This window comes from Streptomyces sp. NPDC056347, from assembly GCF_042262625.1.
Lineage (GTDB): Bacteria > Actinomycetota > Actinomycetes > Streptomycetales > Streptomycetaceae > Streptomyces.
This window is the reverse complement of sequence record NZ_JBHJQP010000012.1, coordinates 54,417-72,706: the sequence shown is the minus strand read 5'-3', so window position 1 is coordinate 72,706 and position 18,290 is coordinate 54,417. Positions and strand designations below refer to the sequence as shown.

Below are 18,290 nucleotides of genomic sequence, written 5' to 3'. Positions count from 1 at the left end.
GGCCCGATGCCTGCGGGCCCGCCCGGCCTGTGTGCGGAGGTGGATACGGGGCCGGCCGGCCCCGGCGGTCAGCGCGTCACGGCCCCCGGCCGGGTCGCCCGCTCCAGCTCCATCAGCACCGAGTAGTACGAGTGGCCCGTGGCCCGGTCCATCCCGACCTCGCACATGCGGTTGGCCGAGAGATACGCGTCGTACGTGCGCCCGTTCACCTCGGCGGCCTCCTTCGCCGTCGCCGAGGCGGTCAGCTCCTTGTGCAGCATGCCCCGGTCGCCCGCGAAGGCGCAGCACCCGGCGTCGTCGGGGACGACGACCTCCTCTGCGACGGCCTCCGCGACCGCGCGCAGCTGCTCCACATCGCCCAGATGCTGCATGGAGCACGTCGGGTGCAGGACCGCCGAACCGGTCTTCCGGAGCACCGTCAGCTCCGGCAACAGCTCGTCGGCCGCCCAGACCAGGGAGTCGACGACGGTCAGCTCGCGGTGCAACTCCCGGTTCTCGTCCGTGAGATACGGCACCACCTCATGGGCGATGCCCAGGGTGCACGACGAGGCGTCGACGACCAGCGGCAGTCTTCCCCCGGCCGTCCAGCCCCAGGCCGCCTCGACGATGCGGTTGGCCATCACGGTGTTGCCCTCGTCGTAGCCCTTGGAGTGCCAGATCGTCGCGCAGCAGGTCCCGGCGACATCCTCGGGAATCCACACCGGCTTTCCGGCGCGGGCGGAGACCGCGACGACGGCCTGCGGCAGCGAGGGGCCGTGATGGCCCTCGGGGCCGCCGAAGATGCGGTTCACACACGCCGGGTAGTAGACGGCGCTCGCTCCGGTGCGGGAAGTACGGGGCAGCTTCCGGGCGGCGGCGCCGGGAATCTCCGGCAGCCACTCGGGCACCAGGTCGGGGCGCACCGCCTTCCGGGCGAGCGCGGTGACGGTCTCCAGCGGGCCGTCACCGATCCGGTCGCCGATCCGGGCGGCGGCGGCCACCGCGAGCCGGGCCGCCGCCTCCACCGCCTTGAAGTTCTTCGCCGTGAGCGCCGCGATCCGCTCCTCGCGCGGCGAGTGCCGCCGGTGGCGGAAGTCCTTCATCAACGCCCCGGTGTCGATCCCTACCGGGCAGGCGAGCTTGCACGTCGAATCGCCCGCGCAGGTGTCCACGGCGTCGTAGCCGTAGGCGTCGAGCAACTGCGTCTCCACCGGTGAACCGCCCGGCTGCCGCATCATCTCGCGGCGCAGCACGATGCGCTGGCGCGGGGACGTGGTCAGGTCGTGGCTGGGACAGGTGGGCTCGCAGAACCCGCACTCGATGCAGGGATCGGCGATCGCCTCGACCTCGGGGATGGTCTTCAGCCCGCGCAGATGGGCCTTCGGGTCCCGGTCCAGGACGATCCGCGGGGCGAGCACCCCGTCCGGATCGATGACCTGCTTGGTGCGCCACATCAGCTCGGTCGCCCTGGGGCCCCATTCCAGCTCCAGGAAGGGGGCGATATTGCGGCCGGTGGCGTGCTCGGCCTTCAGGGAGCCGTCGAAGCGCTCCACCGTCAGGCGGCAGAAGTCGTCCATGAAAGCGGCGTAGCGGTCGACGTCGGACGGCTTCGCCGCGTCGAAGGCGAGCAGGAAGTGCAGGTTGCCGTGGGCGGCGTGGCCCGCCACGGCGGCGTCGAAGCCGTGCCGCGCCTGGAGGCCGAGCAGGGCCTCGCAGGCCTCGGCCAGCCGGGCGGGCGGCACCGCGAAGTCCTCCGTGATCAGCGTCGTACCCGAGGGCCGGGAGCCGCCGACGGCGGTGACGAATGCCTTGCGGGCCTTCCAGTAGCCGGAGATGACCTTGGCGTCGCGGGTGAACGCGTTGGTCACCGAGGCGACGGGCGCGACCAGGTCGAGCTCCTCGACGACGGCCGCCGCCGCCCGCTCGTACGCTTCCTGACCGGACTCGTCGGGGGCCCGGAACTCCACCAGCAGCGCCGTCGTCTCCTTGGGCAGCTCGGCCCAGTCCGCGGGAACTCCCTGGACGCTCACCGAGGCGCGCAGCGTGTTGCCGTCCATCAGCTCGACGGCGATCGCCCCCGCGTCGTTGAAACGGGGCACCGCCGCGGCGGCCGCGGTCAGCGACGGGAAGAAGAGCAGGGCGGTGGAGACCCGGCGGTCCAGCGGCAGGGTGTCGAACACGACCTCGGAGATGAAACCGAAAGTGCCCTCGGAGCCGACCATCAGGCCGCGCAGGATCTGCACCGGCGTCGAGCCGTCCAGGAAGGCGTCGAGGCGGTAGCCGTTGGTGTTCTTGATCTCGTACTTGGCACGGATACGGGCGGTCAGCCCGGCGTCCGCCTCGATCTCCGCCTTGAGGGCCATCAGCGCTTCGCACAGCCGCGGCTCGGCGTGGGCCAGCTCCTCGTCCGCGTTCGGAGCGGCGGTGTCGACGACGGTGCCGCTCGGCAGGACGAAGGTGAGGGAGGAGACCGTGCGGTACGAATTGCGCGTGGTGCCGGCCGTCATCCCGGAGGCGTTGTTGGCGACGACCCCGCCGATCGTGCAGGCGATGGCGCTGGCCGGGTCGGGGCCCAGCAGGCGGCCGTGCCGGGCGAGGGCGGCGTTGGCCCGCACGATCGTCGTGCCCGGCCGGATACGGGCCCGCGCACCGTCGTCCAGGACCTCGATGCCCGCCCAGTGGTGGCGGACGTCGACCAGGATGTCCTCGCCCTGGGCCTGGCCGTTGAGGCTGGTGCCCGCCGCCCGGAATACGACCTCACGGCCCTTTCCGTGCGCGTACGAGAGGATCGCCGAGATGTCGTCGATGTCCTGGGGGACCACGACGACCTGGGGGACGAAGCGGTAGGGGCTGGCGTCGGAGGCGTACTTCACCAGGTCGGAGACCTTCCACAGCACCTTCTCCGGCCCGAGCAGGGCGACGAGGTCGCCGCGCAGCGGCTCCGGCGTGCCCGGAGCCTGCCGGGCGGCCACCCGGTCCACGGACGGAGTACGCGCGGCTCCGGGGCGGAGGGCTTCCGGCTTCGGCTCCAGCAGTGGCATGTCGGGCTCTCCTCGGCGTTCGGTTTCGGTGTCCGGGCGCACGCGCGCCACTCGAACGGACGCACCTACGCCGTGACATGTCTAGCAGCGGCGCTCCGGCATCCCGTTGACCAGGGCGGTCAGAAGATCGCCGAGCACCTCGCGCTGAGCGGCGGTCAGTGGGGCCAGGATCTCCTCCGCGGCGGCCCGGCGCGCGTCGCGCAGCGAACGGAGGGTGGCGAGCCCCTCCTCGGTGATCTCGATCCGGACCGCCCGGCGGCTGTCCGGATCGGGGGCGCGCCGCACCCGTCCGCTCGTCTCCAGGCCGTCGACCAGCGTGGTCACGGCACGGGGGACGACATCCAGACGTTGCGCCAGATCGGCCATCCGGGGCGGGCCGTCGCAGTGGGCGACGGTCCGCAGGAGCCGGAACTGCGCGGGCGTGATGCCCATCGGCTCCAGCTGGCGGCTCTGGATGCGCTGGAGCCTGCGGGTCACCCGCAGCAGTTGCTCGGCGAGCACACCGTCGGCGTCGGAGAATTCCATGGAGGGAACAATATCAGGACCTCGTTCATTGTGAGCATAGGTAACAATGAGCTAGGCTCTCGAAATCCGCCCGGCCGCCCCATACGGCTGCCCCGCCCGGTCCGACCGGTCCCGTCCGCGTCCGGCCCCGGGCCGCGGCGGCCGTACATCCCACGAAGGAGCCCATGAAACCCGATCGGATCGACTGGACACCTCCGCCGAGGGACGCCGACCGTCCACCGGCCGAGGTGCGCCGCATCCTGCGCCTCTTCCGCCCCTACCGGGGCCGTCTCGCCCTGGTCGGCCTGCTGGTCGGCGCCTCCTCGCTGGTGTCGGTCGCCTCGCCGTTCCTGCTCCGCGAGATCCTGGACACCGCCATCCCCCAGGGGCGTACGGGTCTGCTGTCGCTGCTCGCGCTCGGCATGATCCTCACCGCCGTGACCACCAGTGTCTTCGGCGTCCTGCAGACCCTGATCTCCACGACGGTCGGCCAGCGCGTCATGCACGACCTGCGCACGGCTGTCTACGCCCAGCTCCAGCGGATGCCGCTGGCCTTCTTTACCCGGACCCGCACCGGCGAGGTCCAGTCCCGCATCGCCAACGACATCGGCGGCATGCAGGCGACCGTCACCTCCACCGCGACCTCGCTGGTCTCCAACCTCACCGCCGTGGTCGCCACGGTCGTCGCCATGGTGGCGCTCGACTGGCGGCTCACCCTGGTCTCGCTCCTGCTGCTGCCGGTCTTCGTCTGGATCAGCCGCCGGGTCGGCCGCGAGCGCAAGCGGATCATCACCAGGCGCCAGAAACAGATGGCCGCCATGGCGGCCACGGTCACCGAATCGCTCTCCGTCAGCGGCATCCTGCTCGGCCGGACGATGGGCCGTGCGTCCTCCCTGACCAGTAGCTTCGCCGAGGAGTCCGAGAAGCTCGTCGATCTCGAAGTGCGCTCCAGCATGGCCGGGCGGTGGCGGATGTCCACGATCGGCATCGTCATGGCGGCCATGCCCGCCGTCATCTACTGGGCCGCGGGGCTCGCTCTCCAGTCCGGCGGGACCGTCGTCTCCATCGGCACCCTGGTCGCCTTCGTCTCGCTCCAGCAGGGGCTGTTCCGGCCCGCGGTGAGCCTGCTCTCCACCGGGGTCGACATGCAGACGTCCCTGGCACTCTTCCAGCGGATCTTCGAGTACCTCGACCTCGACGTGGAGATCACCGAGCCCGAGAACCCGGTCCGCCTGGAGCGGATACGCGGCGAGGTCCGCTTCGAGGACGTCGATTTCAGCTACGACGAGAAGAGCGGCCCGACCCTCGACGGCATCGGCCTGACCGTTCCGGCGGGCGGCAGCCTCGCGGTCGTCGGACCGACCGGCTCCGGCAAGTCCACCCTCAGCTATCTGGTGCCCAGGCTCTACGACGTCACCGGTGGCCGGGTCACGCTCGACGGCGTCGATGTGCGCGATCTGGACTTCGACACCCTGGCGCGGTCCGTGGGCGTGGTCTCCCAGGAGACCTACCTCTTCCATGCCTCGGTCGCCGACAACCTGCGCTTCGCCAAACCGGACGCGACCGACGCCGAGATCGAGGCGGCGGCCCGCGCGGCGCAGATCCACGACCACATCGCCGCACTGCCCGACGGCTACGACACCCTGGTCGGCGAGCGTGGATACCGCTTCTCGGGCGGTGAGAAGCAGCGGCTCGCCATCGCCCGCACGATCCTGCGCGACCCGCCCGTCCTGGTGCTCGACGAGGCGACCAGCGCCCTCGACACCCGTACGGAGCTGGCGGTGCAGGAAGCGATCGACGCGCTGTCCGAGGGCCGCACCACGATCACCATCGCGCACCGTCTCTCCACCATCCGCGATGCCGACCAGATCGTCGTCCTGGACGGTGGCCGGGTGGCCGAGCGCGGCAGCCACGAGGAGCTGCTCCTGCTGGACGGCCGCTACGCCGCGCTGGTCGGACGGGACGCGCAACCGGCGCCCGTGACCGGTTGACCGCCCTGATCCGGGCCTGCCCGCATCCGTGTGCGCACCGGCCGGAAACGCGGCGACGCCGCCGCTCCCGTGGGACGGGGAGCGACGGCGCCGTGCGGAGCAACGGTCAGACGAGCCAACCCACGAAGTGGACGATGCCGGCCAGCAGGTTGGTGAGGATGTTCATGTCGGTGTTTCTCCTTGTGCGTGATGCATATGTGGGACAGCGCAGTCGCGGTCTGCAGCCCGTCGCTAGCGCCCTGTAATCATCCTGCGCCGTACGGGAGTTGAGCAACGAATGGCGGAACGATCACGCGTTCCAGCGAACATACGATCCCCTGTTCGTATGTTCCATTGACGGATGGAAGGGGGCGCCGGGGGGGGGCGGGCAGAGAGCCTGGATCCGTGTCGTCCCGGCCGGGGCCCGAACGCCGGGATAGCGTGCCCGCATGGTGAACGAGCCCCCGGCGAGACCGCCCCGCCGCAGACTCCGTCCGACCCGGCGCGGCCGTCTGGCACTGTTCATCGGCATCGTGCTCGTCCTCGCCGTGGCAGCCGCCGTCCTGGTGCCGATGCTCACAAGAGGGCCACGGGTCGAACGGGCCCGCTCACTCGTGATCCCCGAGGGATGGCGGGCCTCCCAGGTGTACGCGGCGGTCGACAAGGCCCTCGCGGTCGAACCCGGGACCGCGGAGAAGGCCGTCGGCGCGGCGGACCTGCCGCTCCCCGCCGAGGCGAAGGGCAACCCGGAGGGCTACCTGTTCCCGGCGACGTACCCCGTCACCTCCACCACGACCCCACGGGGCCTGCTCCGGTACATGGCCGACACCGCGCTGCAACGGTTCGGCGCGGACCACATCGCCGAGGGCGCCCGGCGCAACGGCGTGTCGGTGTACGAGACGGTGACGATCGCCAGCGTCGTGCAGGCCGAGGCGGACACCGCGGCAGACATGGGCAAGGTCGCCCGAGTCGTCTACAACCGGCTGGACCGGGGCATGCCGCTCCAGATGGACTCCACGCTCAACTACGCGCTGAACCGCAGCACCCTGCACACCACCCACGGCGACACGAAGATCGACAGCCCGTACAACAGCTACGAGCGCAAGGGCCTGCCGCCCACGCCCATCGGGAACCCGGGGGAGCAGGCGATGGCGGCCGCGATCGCCCCTACCCCCGGACCGTGGCTGTACTTCGTCACGGTCGCGCCGGGCGACACCCGCTTCACCAGCAGCTATACGGAGCAGCAGCGCAACGTCGAGGAGTTCAACCGCAACCACCGCGGCGCGTCCCGCGACTGAGCACCCCGCCCGTCACACCGCGACGGGCGCCGTCGTGTCCGAGCCGTCCAGCAGCCGGCCGATGGCGCGCACCGCGGCCCGCCCCGCCCGGTTGGCGCCGATCGTGCTGGCGGACGGCCCGTACCCGACGAGATGGATACGGGGGTCGCGCACCGCTCGGGTGCCCTCGACCTGTATCCCGCCGCCCGGTTCGCGCAGCTTCAGCGGGGCGAGGTGGTCGATCGCGGCCCGGAAGCCGGTGGCCCAGAGGATGACGTCGGCCTCCACCGCCCGGCCGTCGTCCCAGGCGACCCCGTCCGGGGTGATCCGGTCGAACATGGGCAGCCGGTCCAGGACCCCTGTCTCGCGGGCGTGCCGTATCGCCTCCGTGAGCGGCAGTCCGGTCACGCTCACCACGCTCTGCGGCGGCAGCCCGCGCCGTACCCGCTCCTCCACCAGCGCCACCGCGGCCCGCCCCCGGTCGGCGTCGAAGGGACCCTCCCGGAAGACCGGCGGCCGCCGCGTCACCCAGTACGTCTCGGCCGCCACCTCGGCGATCTCCATCAGATGCTGCGTCCCCGAGGCGCCGCCGCCGACCACCACCACCCGCTGCCCGGCGAAGGCGGCCGGGCCGGGATACCCCGCCGTGTGCAGCTGCCGCCCCCGGAAGCTCTCCTGACCCGGATAGCGCGGCCAGAACGGCCGGTCCCAGGTGCCGGTGGCGTTGATCAGGGCCCGGGCGGCATACGTGCCCTCGGAGCTCTCCACCAGCAGCCGCCCCGCGGGCCCCTCGCGTACCGCGGTCACATCGACGGGGCGGTGGACTCGCAGGTCGAAGGCGGACTCGTAGCGGTCGAAGTACGCGCCGATCACCTCGGAGGAGGGGCGGCTGTCATCGGCGCCGGTGAGCTCCATGCCGGGCAGGGCGTGCATGCCGTGCACCCTGCCGTAGGTCAGTGAGGGCCAGCGGAACTGCCAGGCGCCCCCGGGGCGCGGGGAATGGTCCAGCACGACGAAGTCGCGGTCGGGCTCCAGGCCGGTGCGTCGCAGGTGGTAGGCGGCGGACAGTCCGGCCTGTCCGGCGCCGATCACGACGACCTCGGTCTCACGTGCGGTGGTCACCCCAGAATCGTTCACGCTTCTACTAACTGTGTGCGGTGGGGAGATCTTCCCCGGCCGCACGGGGGAGACCTTCATCCCGTTCAGCGTCCGTCGCTGACCAGCAGCGGGACCTTTCTGGCCGCGCAGGGGCGACAACCCGCTTGCGGTGCGCAGGGCATCCGTTTAATCTGCGGGCGGGAATGGAGCCCGGGACAGTACCTGGGCCACCCCCGATCATCTTGAGGTACGGAGCGTCGGAAAGCGCCCTCGCCACCACCTCCTTCCCGCTTCCTGCGTACCTGTTCTGTCCGGCCGTCGTATGCCGGACGGCCGGAAGGTGTTTCCTTGACCATCTACTCTCAGCACACCACCCGTGGAAAGACCCAGATCCTGGCGACCTACCAGGGTCCGGACGGCGTCGTGTCCAAGACCGTGACGAGTCTTGCCGAGCCTCGCCTCGCGGTTCCGGTCATCGACGCCCTCAATCGGATCTCCGCCTTCGCCACAGCTCCTGTCAGCATCCACGACCGCCGGGAACGGCGTGTGGGCTACTACCCGCGCACGCACCTTGCCGCGCTGACCGACCTTGCCGCCCGCACCGCTCTTCTCGGCGGTGCCCACAGCCTGTGGTATGAGTACGTCTGCCTGCGGCTTCACCATGCGCTCGCCGACCTGGAAAGTGCCGTGGCGGCTCTCCCCGACACAGTCAGCAGGGCGATCCGATCCGAACTAGAGGCAGAGAAGCACGGGTTGCAGGCAGGACTCGCGAACTTCTCGGGAACTTCCTCGGAGGAGGATCCGGAGACCGAGCGCTGCTGGGAATTCGGGCACCCCTTTGTGAAGTACGACGACGGGCTGGACACGCTGAGCGACGAGACGCGCGAGCAACTCGACCGACGTGAGTCGGAATTCACCTTGGAGGAACGGGAGAAGGCGGTCGCTGCCCTCCGGGTGCTGGTCACCGCGCATTCCCAGGGCGGTGACGTGTGGGCTTCACTCGATGACCCCAGTTGTCGCCTCTTCGTGGAGCCATACGACTCCGACGGCTTCTACCTGACGATCGAGGCGCCGGAACCAGGCGACGACGAGGCTTCGTGGGAGGTCGAGGTCGGCCGTTGGGTGCCGGACGATCCCGACGAGGAGCCCGGGAACCACACCAGCGCGACAGGCCACGCCGTGGTCGGCTGCGCCCTTCCGGTCGCGCCGACCGCAGAGGAGATCGCTCACTTGCTGAAGTCCGTGGACGAGAAGTCTCTGCTGCTCGCCGAGTGGGCCGAGACGCCAGCGGGAGCGGTACTCGTAGGGACGGCGATGATGGTGACCGAATGCTACGACTCGTGATCCGGGTCGGCAAGCAACCCGTGACGGGCGTGATGGGCTGGGAACGGCCCGCCACCGCATGCCGAACGGATGCTTCAGCCGTGGTGGTCACCCCGCGAGGTGACGGCCACGGCTGGACCGGCGTGCTTTGCCATCCGGATAGGCTGGGTTGTCCTAACGGTGGTCGGCGGACACGAATGTCGACGATCCCGACCGTCAGGTGCGGTTGTCGTTCCTCGGGGAGGGGTAACGTCCGCCGTCGCTGCGGGAGCGACTTCCGGCCGCGCCAAATGAAAAGCCGCCGGTCGGTAGGGTTGGCACCGATACACCCCGTCCAGTACCGGGAATCCGCCAGAACCCACAGAAGGCCGTGACGGGGGAGCTTCGGCCAGCCGCTCGCTCGCCGCGTGGCCGCCTTCTCATTGCCAACTGTGGCGTTCGTTTCCCGTGGCTGATGTGCCGTTCAGCGCTGCGCCACGCGAACGGCAACGTCTATTGGCACCGGCCTGCGCAAATCACCATGACGACATCGTCCGGTCATGCTCGGTAACCTCCGGTTCGGGACGCCAATCGCGTCCGCTGCGGTGAGGCGTGTGCGCCGGGGCGCAGACGGCAGGTGGCGTGGGCGGCCAGTACCACCGGCCGGCCACCGCCCGGGGCGGCGGCATCGTGGTCCGTGCCGGCCGGAGCCGGGCCACCTCCCCCCGGCCCGCGGCCAGCGCTTCATGCAGCCCACTGTGATCCCATTCCGGTAACCCGGTCCGGTTCAGCCCAGTCAGCCGCCCAGCAGCCCGTCCAATTCCTTCCGTGCCCTGCGCGTGTCCCGGTGCTCTTCGCCCAGGATCCGCGCACGGTCGGCGACGACCTCTTGGAGCAGGGCCACCGCCGACTCGGCCTCTCCCAGCCGCGCCAGGGTCCGGGCCCGACCGAACCTCGTCGTGATGACCTCCGGGTGTTCGGGGTTGGCGTAGCGTGCCAGCCGCTGCTCCAGCAGGGTGTCCAGTTCGGAGAGCGCCGTGACCGGGTTGCCAAGCTCGGCCTTCAGCATGGCGATGTTGTAGCGGGTGATCATGACGGCCGGGTGGGTGTCGCCGAGCACCTCCCGCTGGTCGCTGAGCACCTCCTCGTGCAGCGGCAGCGCGCCCGCGGCGTCTCCCAGCTCCCACGTGAACCGTGCGATGTTCAGCCGGACCAGGAAGGTGTTCGGGTGGTACGCGCCGCGGACCCGCGTGACGAGGGGCAGCAGCTCGCCGTAGCCGTCGAGCGTCTCCCGGAGGCGCCCCGACTCGCCCAGGAACTTGCAGATGTTCATGCGGCTGAAGACCACTTGCTCGTGCTCCTCGCCGAACGCCTCGATCCGGTCCCGCAGGAGCTTGGCGTGCAGTTCCAGGGCCTGGTCATAGCGGCCCAGCACGCCGTGCCAGTACGCGATGTAGTGCCGCTCCTCGAGGACGGCCACGTCCGTCGGGCTCAGCACGCGTTCGAGGTCGGGCAGCAGCTCCTCGTGCAGCCGCAGCCCCTCCTCGCGGGCGCCGCCGCGCCCCGTCCAGTACGCGATGTGGTGCCGCGTGTCCAGGGTGCGCGGGTCGTCGGGGCCGAGGAGGCGCTCCTGTTCGGCGAGCACCTCCCGGTGCAAGGCCACGGCCTCGACGAAGCCACCCGTCTCGCCGGTTGCGTACGCGATGCGGGACCGGGTCTCGAGCAGCTCGGGATCGTCCGCGTCGAGGACCCGCAGCTGGTCCGGCAGTAACTCCCGGTACAGCTCGCGTGCATGCCCGTACGCCCCCGACTTGCTCGTCCAGTACGCCGTGCGGGCCCGGGCGCGCAGCGTCGCCGGCGCGTCCGGGCCGAGGCGCTCCCCGAGGCGCCCGGCCCAGCTCGCCCAGCGCGCCCGGTTCACCGTCGCCTCCGGTGCGGTGCGTAGCTCGAGGCTTGCCAGGAGCCGCTCGCACAGCGCCGCGGTGGCGCTGTCGTCGGGCGCGGTGAGAGCCACCTGCCACAGGTGCTCGGGCTCGGCCTGCTCGGCGTAGCGGTGCAGAGGGTCGTCGGACGTGTGCTGTTCCATGGGAGCCATGATCTCCAGCGCGTCGCAGAGCGCGCGATGCCCCTTCACCAGGTCCTGCTCCACCGCCACGTACTCGAGGAGGGACGGGTGGTACACGCCGAGCAGTTCGGTGCCCGTCCGGCCGGTTGAACGGACCAGGAGGCCATCGAGGAGACGTAGCACCAGGCCGACCGCTTCCTCGTCGGCCGGGCCGCCCAGTTCCCCGGCCGCCCTGGCGAGCAGAGGCCGGGGCAGGGTGATGCCGGGGCCGGAGGCGGCGACGACGAGCAGGACCGGGTTGAGCCAGGCCGAGGCGCCGTACAAGGAGGCATGGTTCCGCAGCGGGATCAGCGCCTTGTGGTAGGCGTCCGCGAGTCCCTCACCGGCCTCGGCTGCCACGGACGGGCCGAAATTGGCCAGGACCTTCGTGAGCTGCCAGTTCTCGTCCCGCCGAGCGAGGATGACCTGCTGGGCGTCGTCCGGTACCCGCCGGGCCCGAAGATAGGCGCGCAGGGTCCGGTCGTCGGGGACCGGGACCGGCAGCTGGTGCCAGTCCTTGGGCAGTGACACCCACTCCTGGACTGTGGTCACCATGCCGAACCACTTCGGTGCCGCGTCCCGCAGTGCCGCGAGCTCCGTGAACAGTGCGGAGCGGCTCGTCGGGTCCTTCACCTGGTCGAGGCCGTCCACGACGACTCGCACCGCGTCGCGTGCCTCCATCAGGCCGAGCGGCCCTGCCACCTCCGCCACCATGCTCGGCAGCAGCGTGCGCTTCGCCTCGGGAACCCTTGCTCGGTACGCCGTACGCGCGGTGTCGAAACCCGGCAGGTACATGCGGAGCTGACGGCCCATCTGCTCGATGGTGGTTCCCGACACCCACGCTGCGTCGCCGAGTCGCACGACGGCGCAGACCGTCACGGCGGTGTCCCCCTCGTCCTCGGGCAGCAGCTCGGGACGGGCGAGCGCGGTCGCGATCGTCGTCTTGCCCGTGCCCATGGCGCCGACCACGGCCACGAGCCGGTTCAGGCGGACGGCCCGGGCGATCCGGGCCAGTTCAGCGGGCGGCTGGAAGTGACGCAGGGCGGGCACCAGGATCTGTTGGTCGGGAGAACCGGCCAGCACGCTCAGCTTCTGGTCGTGCGCCACGTTGCGGGTGATCCACGTCTCCGACGGGGCCCTGCGCGACCCCGTGCCCCCGTCGAACGAGACTGCCTGCGGAATCTGACGCCGCAGCAGCGTCTGGGCCCTCAGGCGTACCGCCTTCGTCTCCAGGAACGAGTCGAGCCGGATGTCCCCGTGACGGACGAGCCGGGCGAGGATCCGCGAGAACTGCAGGTCGTAGGAGACCCGGTCGTCGGAGGAGGCCAGCACCTCGACCGTGCGGCCGGCCTGCATGGCGGACCTGAGCCAGCCCTCGGCCGCGGCCAGGAGGGCGTGGCCGGAGAAGCATCCGTCGACCACGAGAGTCAGGTCCGGCACGCCCCCGTACCGCTGGGCCATCCGGCCGACCTCGCCGGGCAGGTCCAGAGCCGTCTCGGGGCCGGGCGCGGCCGGTGTGGAGCTGATCGGGAAGAGGAAATCGCCTCCCTCGGGGTGAAACCCGTGGCCGAGGAACCCGAGCAGCAAGGAGGCACGCGCCGCCTGCGCCTCCCGGAACGCCTCCTCCACGGCATCGGTCACCTGGGACACCGTTCGTGGGTTCATCAGCAGCCCGTCACCGTATGCAGGGGCGTACGAACCACGCTTCGGGTCCAGTAACAGACTCGTCAACTCGCGTGCGTACGGCTCCAGTCGGACCAGTCGATCCTCCTCTTTCCTCTCGTGGACGTCCCAGTGGGAAGCGATCACCAGTATTCTGCGCTCAGCTGCCATGCGCGCATTATGGCTGTGCCCGGGCACCGGGAACCATTGCCAAGGCCCCGCGCGTTGGGGTGGGAACGACGGCAACGCACGGCTGGGGGAGGCATGGCAGAGCTGGTCATGGTGCACGGCATCGGGCCCGAGGACGAGACCGAGCAGCGGCTGCGGGAGGACTGGACGCGGACCCTCGCGCGCACGCTGCGGAACAACGGCCGCGCTGACGCGGCTGACCGCATCGAAGGCGGGGTGGTGACAGCCGACATGGCCTACTATCGCCGCCTTTACCAGGGCTATGCGCCCCACGGCGAATCCGACGTACGGCTGCCCGCCCCGGTCGCGGTCACCGGCGAGGAGGTCGCCCGGGACATCATCGGCAACATCCGCCGACATGCCTCCGACCCCGACGACAGGGCCGAGGCCGCCGAGGCCCTGGAGGAGCTGACCGTCGATGTCGGCCCGGAACAAGGTCCGTTGGAGCCGCTGCGCATGCTCGTTTCGATGATGGGACGGCTCGGGCCCATCGCCCGCTCCGGATTTGCCGCGCTCAGCAGCACCGGCGCGTTCCACCTCGGACAGGTGGCCGCCTACCTGGACGACGAGTGGGTCCGGGAAGGCGCGATCGAAGCCGTGCTGTCCCGAGTGACCCCCGACACCAAGGCGGTCCTGGCCCACTCGCTCGGCACCGTCGTCGCCTACGAGGCGCTGCACCGACTCGACCAGCCACTGCCGCTGCTCGTCACCTTCGGATCGCCGCTCGGGCTGCGCTCGATCATCCGCGGCCGGCTGCGCCCGCAGCCGCTGCGCTCACCGGCCCACCTCAAGCGCTGGGTGAACGTTGCCGACCGCGACGACTTCATCGTTGCCACGCTGAAGCTGCGGAAGCTCTTTCCCGAGGACGACGCCGCGCTCGAACGCACCCGGCGGGTCAGCAACCGCGACTTCGACCCGCACGCGGCGACGGAGTACCTCAGTCACTGGGAGACGGTGGAGCCGCTCGCCGAGCTGCTCTGAGCCGTCGGCCGCCGGTCCGACGGGGCCGGCGCCTCGAGGACTGATCCGGAAGACCGGCCCTGGCATCGTGGTTTCGCGAGGCCAGAGAATTGCGGCCGTGTCACCAGACTCCAAGCCTCTGACTTGCGCCTTCGGCCCGGCCGGGACTTCAGAATCCCCGAATTACGCGGTACGCAGGACCCGGATCCGCTTGTGGGCCGCGCACAGCCTGTCCCCACCCGTCTTGCGGCCCAGGTGCCCCGCGTCGGCCATCCGCTGCAGCAGCAGCGGCGGCACGGCGTACAGGAGCTCCTTGTCCTCCTGGTGCATGTTGGACAGCGGCTGTAGAAGCAGAACGGCAGGCTTTCCTCGGGGTTGTCCTGACGGACTTTCGCGGAGCCGCGAGTCAGCAACCCACGGCGCAGCGGTGGCGGGCCGTGTAGCGGGCCCACATCCTGTCCCAGCCCTGGCCCCGTACCCACGGCGTGATGTTCCGTCTCGCCCTTCGGGACCGCGACGTGTGGGAGATGCTCGGTCAGGTGGTGCGCCTGGCTGTCGCCGCTCCCGGCTCCGCGGCCGGGAAGTGCCCGGACGGCAACACCGGTCGTACCCGGGCCGGAAGCTCCCATGCCGGTCCCGGACGACCTGGCTGCCCTGCTCCGCGGGGCCGGTGTCGCGTTGCAGCCGTAGGCCGGCCCGCAAGGAGCGTCGTTCTCCGGGCTCTCCGAAGCCCGCTCTGCGGGGGTCGCCGGGCCCGCCGGGCTCGAGAGCCGGGGCCGTTCGGCGGCCCGGGCCGCGGTTCTCACGCGTGACGGTGGTGGATCCGTGGGTCCCCGTCCTTCTTGCGGCTGATCTCCACCAGCTTCGGATAGTCGACGGCCACCCCGCGCAGCAGGGTGTGCACGGCTTGCTCCACCTCGTCGTCGCTGGTCACGGCGTGTCCGAACAGTGCGCGGTAGTGGACGAGTGAGGCGAGCAGGTCGAGCAGCAGGCCGCGGTCGACGTCGTCACGCAGGTCCCCGCGCGCGAGGGCGCCGTCGAGCACTTGGCCGACGGCGGCCCGTGGCGGGTCGAACAGGGCGGCCATGAAGGACTCCCGCCGCTGCGGATCGTCTCCGCAGTCGGCGAGCAGCGAGGCGAGCGCCTCCGGCGGCATGCGCTGGAACGCGGCGACGTACAGCTTGATCGCATCGCTGAGATCGCAGATCGTGCAGTCGGTGCTGGGTGCCTTGAGGTGGCCCAGACGTGCGGTCAGGGCTTCGAGCGCCAGGTTCGGCAGGGTGCCCCAGCGCCGGTAGATCGCTGGTTTCGTCGTGCCGGCGCGGCGCGCGACGGCCTCGACGGTGAGCCGGGTGTAGCCGACCTCGTCGAGGAGTTCGAGCGCCGCGTCGAGGATCGCCCGGTCGATGCCCGCATCGCGGGGCCGTCCGCCCGGTGCCCGTCCGTCGGGTGCTGGTTTTGCTTGCCTCATCCCACCAGTCTAAAGTTTCGTTACGATCCGACTCGTAACGAAACTGGAAAGGGGCTGATCGTGACCGCTACGAGCCAGGAGCCGACCGAGGCGACCGGGGCGACCGTGGGATGGAGGGTGCTGTTCGGCCGTGAACACGGACCCGTCGCCGTCACGCTCGCTGCTGGTGTCGCCCTGCACGCCGTCAACGTCTACCTGGCGACGACCATCATGCCGTCGGTCGTGGACGACATCGGCGGGGCCGGCCTGTACGCCTGGGCCACCACGGTCTTCGTGTTCGCGTCCGTGCTCGGATCGGCGGGCGCGGCAGCCGTCCTCGGGGCCCGCGGCCCGCGCTCGAGTTACCGCTTCGCGGCACTCCTGCTCGCGGTCGGCTCCGCCGTCTGCGCGCTGGCTCCCAACATGGTGGTTCTGCTGGCTGGACGGCTTGTCCAGGGGCTCGGGGGCGGCTTGCTCTTCGCGCTGTCGTACGCCATGGTCCGGATCACCCTGCACGAGGCGTTGTGGCCGCGCGCCATGGCGCTCGTCTCCGCCATGTGGGGCGTCGCGACGCTCGTCGGCCCCGCCCTCGGTGGTATCTGCGCCCAATTCGGCGCCTGGCGCAACGCGTTCTGGGGCCTGCTGCCGTTCCTGCTGTTCTTCGCCTTCTGGGGGGCGGCGCGCCTGCCGAAGGGGAGGACGGGTGGATCGACCCCGCGGATTCCCTGGATGAGTGTGGTCCTGCTCGGCCTGGCCGTTCTGGTCATCTCCGCGGCCAGCATCTCGTCTCGGCTCGCGGTCAACGCCGCCGGACTCGTGGTGGCGGCGCTGCTGTTCATCGGCTGGCTGCGGCGTGAGCGCGGTACGACGCTCCGGCTCGTCCCGGCCACCGCGTTCGGGCCCGACGCGCGGCTGCGTTTCGTCTACCTGACCATGGCGTTGCTGGTGCTCGCCAGCACGGTGGAGGTCTACATCCCCTACTTCGGGCAGCGACTGCAGGGGCTCGGGCCGCTCGCGGCCGGCTATCTGGGCGCCGTTCTGGCCGCCGGCTGGACGCTCGGATCGATCGCGTGCAGCGGGATGTCCCACCGCAGCCGGACGATCATCGGCATCAGTCCGGTCTTCACCCTGGTGGGACTGGCCGTACTCTTCTTCGCCGGTCCGGTGCATTCGGGCACGGTCGCGGCGATTGCGGCGGTGAGCGTCGGACTGCTCGTGCTGGGCTGGGGGATCGGCATGGGGTGGCCGCATCTGCTCACCCAGGCCCTGCGGTTGGCGCCGGACGCGGATCAGGAACTCGCTGGTTCCTCCGTCACGACGATCCAGCTCGCCGCGACGGCGTTCGGCTCGGCGCTCGCGGGAACGGTCGCCAATGTCGTCGGATTCTCCGACGGCGTGGCCACCGGCGACCTGCAAACCACCGCACGCTGGATGTTCGGACTGTTCGCTTTCGCCCCACTGGCCGCCGTGATGACCGCACGGTACGCCCGCCGCTGAAACGCTCCATCGCCAACTGGTGTGAGAGCTGGACCCGTCTGTCCCGGGTCAACTCCTACGAGAACGAGAACGAGAACGAGAACGAGGCCGCCGGTACGGCCGGCGCGCCCCCTCCGGCTCGGCGGCCTCCGGGTGGACCGGCGATCCGGCGGCCGGGACCCGGGTAAGGGCCGGTTCGCGCCGGTCGGCGCGGACACTGTTGGTGAACGCCCCGGCCGCACCGCGTGGCCGGGGCCGACCGGGGGCAGGTCAGCCGCATGCCCGCAGCGACAGGTGATGCGCGGACTTCGCCGGCCGGGACGCGCGCGTCGGCGTCGGTGGCGAGAGTCCGGAGGAACTTCCCGGTGGGCCGCACCCGCAGGACCCTGAACCGCGAGCGCATCGCGCTGCTGTGCGCCGCGTGTGCAGGAAGGCCGCCCGGCACGGGGCCCGGCCCTCTTCCGGAGACCCGGCCCCGTGCCCGTCACTCCTCCTGTGAGATGGGAGGCGTCGAGGACTCCGTACGGCCGCGGCGGTGCGTACTCCGGCCGGTGACCGGAGAGGGGCGGGTTGCCGGTGCCCGGGGAACAGCCGGGCAGACATCGGGGAAGGATTCCATTCGCCCCTGGACCCCGTCGTGGTTCGCGGGCGATTCCAGCAGGTCGGCGAGCATGTCGCGGTGGTGTGTGGTCTCCGGGGCCGTACGGAGGGCTCCCTTGCTCGTGTACGTGTCGCACAACCGGTCCAGGACCGTGAGCAGGGCGAAGAGGGGCGTCGAGCAGGTCTCCCCGGTCCGCCTGCACCAGGTCGGCCATGGTCCGCAGCACGTCCGCCTCGTCCGTGACCGTCGGAACCGGTGCGACGCGGCGCTGTATCAGGTGTACGTCCGTACCGGTCTCGCCTTCTCCGGCCGGGAAGGCGCTGGGATCGGCTCGGGGGCATCGCCCGCACTGCTCTCGTCCCCGACGGAATACGGGAATGATCAGCACTGAGAAAAATCAGTGTGGCTGTCTATTCTTGGCCATTTGTATTGCGTCAGTTGTCGTTCTGGTGAAGTCGGGTTGAATTGCCACGGTGGCGAACCTGTCCAGCACAAGCGATTCCACGGCCGACCTCCGGCACGGCAATCCGAATCCATGAGTCACCCACGCCGGGTGGGCAGAGTGACACACTGGAATAGTGGCCTAGACCAACCATGGGTGTCAAGGCCTCCACCTGGGGTCACACCGCTGAAGAACCCGCACTGCGTGGTGAGTTGGTGCTCCTGCTCGGTGGCCC

12 protein-coding genes are annotated in these 18,290 nt (G+C 70.6%); 6 read left to right on the top strand and 6 right to left on the bottom strand.

All coding sequences use genetic code 11. The annotated features are described in order from the left end of the window. Positions 1-68 precede the first annotated feature (68 nt). Positions 69-3,020: an FAD-binding and (Fe-S)-binding domain-containing protein gene (locus tag ACFCV8_RS05395; RefSeq protein WP_376683918.1), complete on the bottom strand. Its 2,952-nt coding sequence runs from the start codon at positions 3,018-3,020 to the stop codon at positions 69-71. An 81-nt stretch (positions 3,021-3,101) separates the two neighbouring features. After that, positions 3,102-3,545 carry a MarR family winged helix-turn-helix transcriptional regulator gene (locus ACFCV8_RS05390; RefSeq protein WP_376683917.1) on the bottom strand — a complete coding sequence of 148 codons (444 nt, stop codon included), beginning with the start codon at positions 3,543-3,545 and terminating at the stop codon, positions 3,102-3,104. Positions 3,546-3,709: 164 nt separating this feature from the next. Here ACFCV8_RS05390 and ACFCV8_RS05385 point away from each other — a divergent pair, with 164 nt between their 5' ends. Continuing rightward, a complete protein-coding gene (locus ACFCV8_RS05385; protein WP_376683916.1) occupies positions 3,710-5,515 on the top strand; it encodes an ABC transporter ATP-binding protein in 1,806 nt (601 codons plus the stop codon). 428 nt (positions 5,516-5,943) lie between these two features. Further along, positions 5,944-6,792, top strand: a complete 849-nt coding sequence (gene mltG / locus ACFCV8_RS05380; protein ID WP_376683915.1) for an endolytic transglycosylase MltG — start codon at positions 5,944-5,946, stop codon at positions 6,790-6,792. A 12-nt stretch (positions 6,793-6,804) separates the two neighbouring features. Here mltG and ACFCV8_RS05375 read toward each other — a convergent pair whose 3' ends face one another. Then, positions 6,805-7,908: an NAD(P)-binding domain-containing protein gene (locus ACFCV8_RS05375; protein WP_376683914.1), complete on the bottom strand. Its 1,104-nt coding sequence runs from the start codon at positions 7,906-7,908 to the stop codon at positions 6,805-6,807. A gap of 309 nt (positions 7,909-8,217) precedes the next feature. Between ACFCV8_RS05375 and ACFCV8_RS05370 the strand changes: the two genes are divergently transcribed. Further along, entirely contained in the window at positions 8,218-9,213 is a 996-nt protein-coding gene (locus ACFCV8_RS05370; RefSeq protein WP_376683913.1) for a hypothetical protein, read from the top strand. A 754-nt stretch (positions 9,214-9,967) separates the two neighbouring features. On the opposite strand, the gene ACFCV8_RS05365 is transcribed toward ACFCV8_RS05370, so the two are convergent. Beyond that, positions 9,968-13,108: a tetratricopeptide repeat protein gene (locus ACFCV8_RS05365; RefSeq protein ID WP_376683912.1), complete on the bottom strand. Its 3,141-nt coding sequence runs from the start codon at positions 13,106-13,108 to the stop codon at positions 9,968-9,970. A 93-nt stretch (positions 13,109-13,201) separates the two neighbouring features. Between ACFCV8_RS05365 and ACFCV8_RS05360 the strand changes: the two genes are divergently transcribed. Continuing rightward, positions 13,202-14,107: a hypothetical protein gene (locus ACFCV8_RS05360; RefSeq protein WP_376683911.1), complete on the top strand. Its 906-nt coding sequence runs from the start codon at positions 13,202-13,204 to the stop codon at positions 14,105-14,107. Between the two features lie 162 nt (positions 14,108-14,269). On the opposite strand, the gene ACFCV8_RS05355 is transcribed toward ACFCV8_RS05360, so the two are convergent. Beyond that, positions 14,270-14,416: a hypothetical protein gene (locus ACFCV8_RS05355; protein WP_376683910.1), complete on the bottom strand. Its 147-nt coding sequence runs from the start codon at positions 14,414-14,416 to the stop codon at positions 14,270-14,272. A gap of 158 nt (positions 14,417-14,574) precedes the next feature. Between ACFCV8_RS05355 and ACFCV8_RS05350 the strand changes: the two genes are divergently transcribed. Continuing rightward, the gene (locus ACFCV8_RS05350; RefSeq protein ID WP_376683909.1) at positions 14,575-14,898 is read left to right on the top strand and encodes a DUF3703 domain-containing protein; all 324 of its coding nucleotides are present in this window, start codon (positions 14,575-14,577) and stop codon (positions 14,896-14,898) included. Here the strand turns inward: ACFCV8_RS05350 and ACFCV8_RS05345 are convergent. Next, the gene (locus tag ACFCV8_RS05345; protein WP_376683908.1) at positions 14,889-15,557 is read right to left on the bottom strand and encodes a TetR/AcrR family transcriptional regulator; all 669 of its coding nucleotides are present in this window, start codon (positions 15,555-15,557) and stop codon (positions 14,889-14,891) included. The two genes, ACFCV8_RS05350 and ACFCV8_RS05345, sit on opposite strands and share 10 nt — an antisense overlap. Positions 15,558-15,617: 60 nt before the next feature. Between ACFCV8_RS05345 and ACFCV8_RS05340 the strand changes: the two genes are divergently transcribed. Further along, the gene (locus ACFCV8_RS05340) at positions 15,618-17,033 is read left to right on the top strand and encodes an MFS transporter (RefSeq protein WP_376683907.1); all 1,416 of its coding nucleotides are present in this window, start codon (positions 15,618-15,620) and stop codon (positions 17,031-17,033) included. Positions 17,034-18,290 lie beyond the last annotated feature (1,257 nt).

Excerpts from the sequence above, each read along its gene's own strand:
- ACFCV8_RS05395 (WP_376683918.1), bottom strand. The coding sequence starts at position 3,020 with ATGCCACTGCTGGAGCCGAAGCCGGAAGCCCTCCGCCCCGGAGCCGCG.
- ACFCV8_RS05390 (WP_376683917.1), bottom strand. The coding sequence starts at position 3,545 with ATGGAATTCTCCGACGCCGACGGTGTGCTCGCCGAGCAACTGCTGCGG.
- ACFCV8_RS05385 (WP_376683916.1), top strand. The coding sequence starts at position 3,710 with ATGAAACCCGATCGGATCGACTGGACACCTCCGCCGAGGGACGCCGAC.
- mltG (WP_376683915.1), top strand. The coding sequence starts at position 5,944 with ATGGTGAACGAGCCCCCGGCGAGACCGCCCCGCCGCAGACTCCGTCCG.
- ACFCV8_RS05365 (WP_376683912.1), bottom strand. The coding sequence starts at position 13,108 with ATGGCAGCTGAGCGCAGAATACTGGTGATCGCTTCCCACTGGGACGTC.
- ACFCV8_RS05360 (WP_376683911.1), top strand. The coding sequence starts at position 13,202 with ATGGCAGAGCTGGTCATGGTGCACGGCATCGGGCCCGAGGACGAGACC.
- ACFCV8_RS05355 (WP_376683910.1), bottom strand. The coding sequence starts at position 14,416 with ATGCACCAGGAGGACAAGGAGCTCCTGTACGCCGTGCCGCCGCTGCTG.
- ACFCV8_RS05350 (WP_376683909.1), top strand. The coding sequence starts at position 14,575 with ATGTTCCGTCTCGCCCTTCGGGACCGCGACGTGTGGGAGATGCTCGGT.
- ACFCV8_RS05345 (WP_376683908.1), bottom strand. The coding sequence starts at position 15,557 with ATGAGGCAAGCAAAACCAGCACCCGACGGACGGGCACCGGGCGGACGG.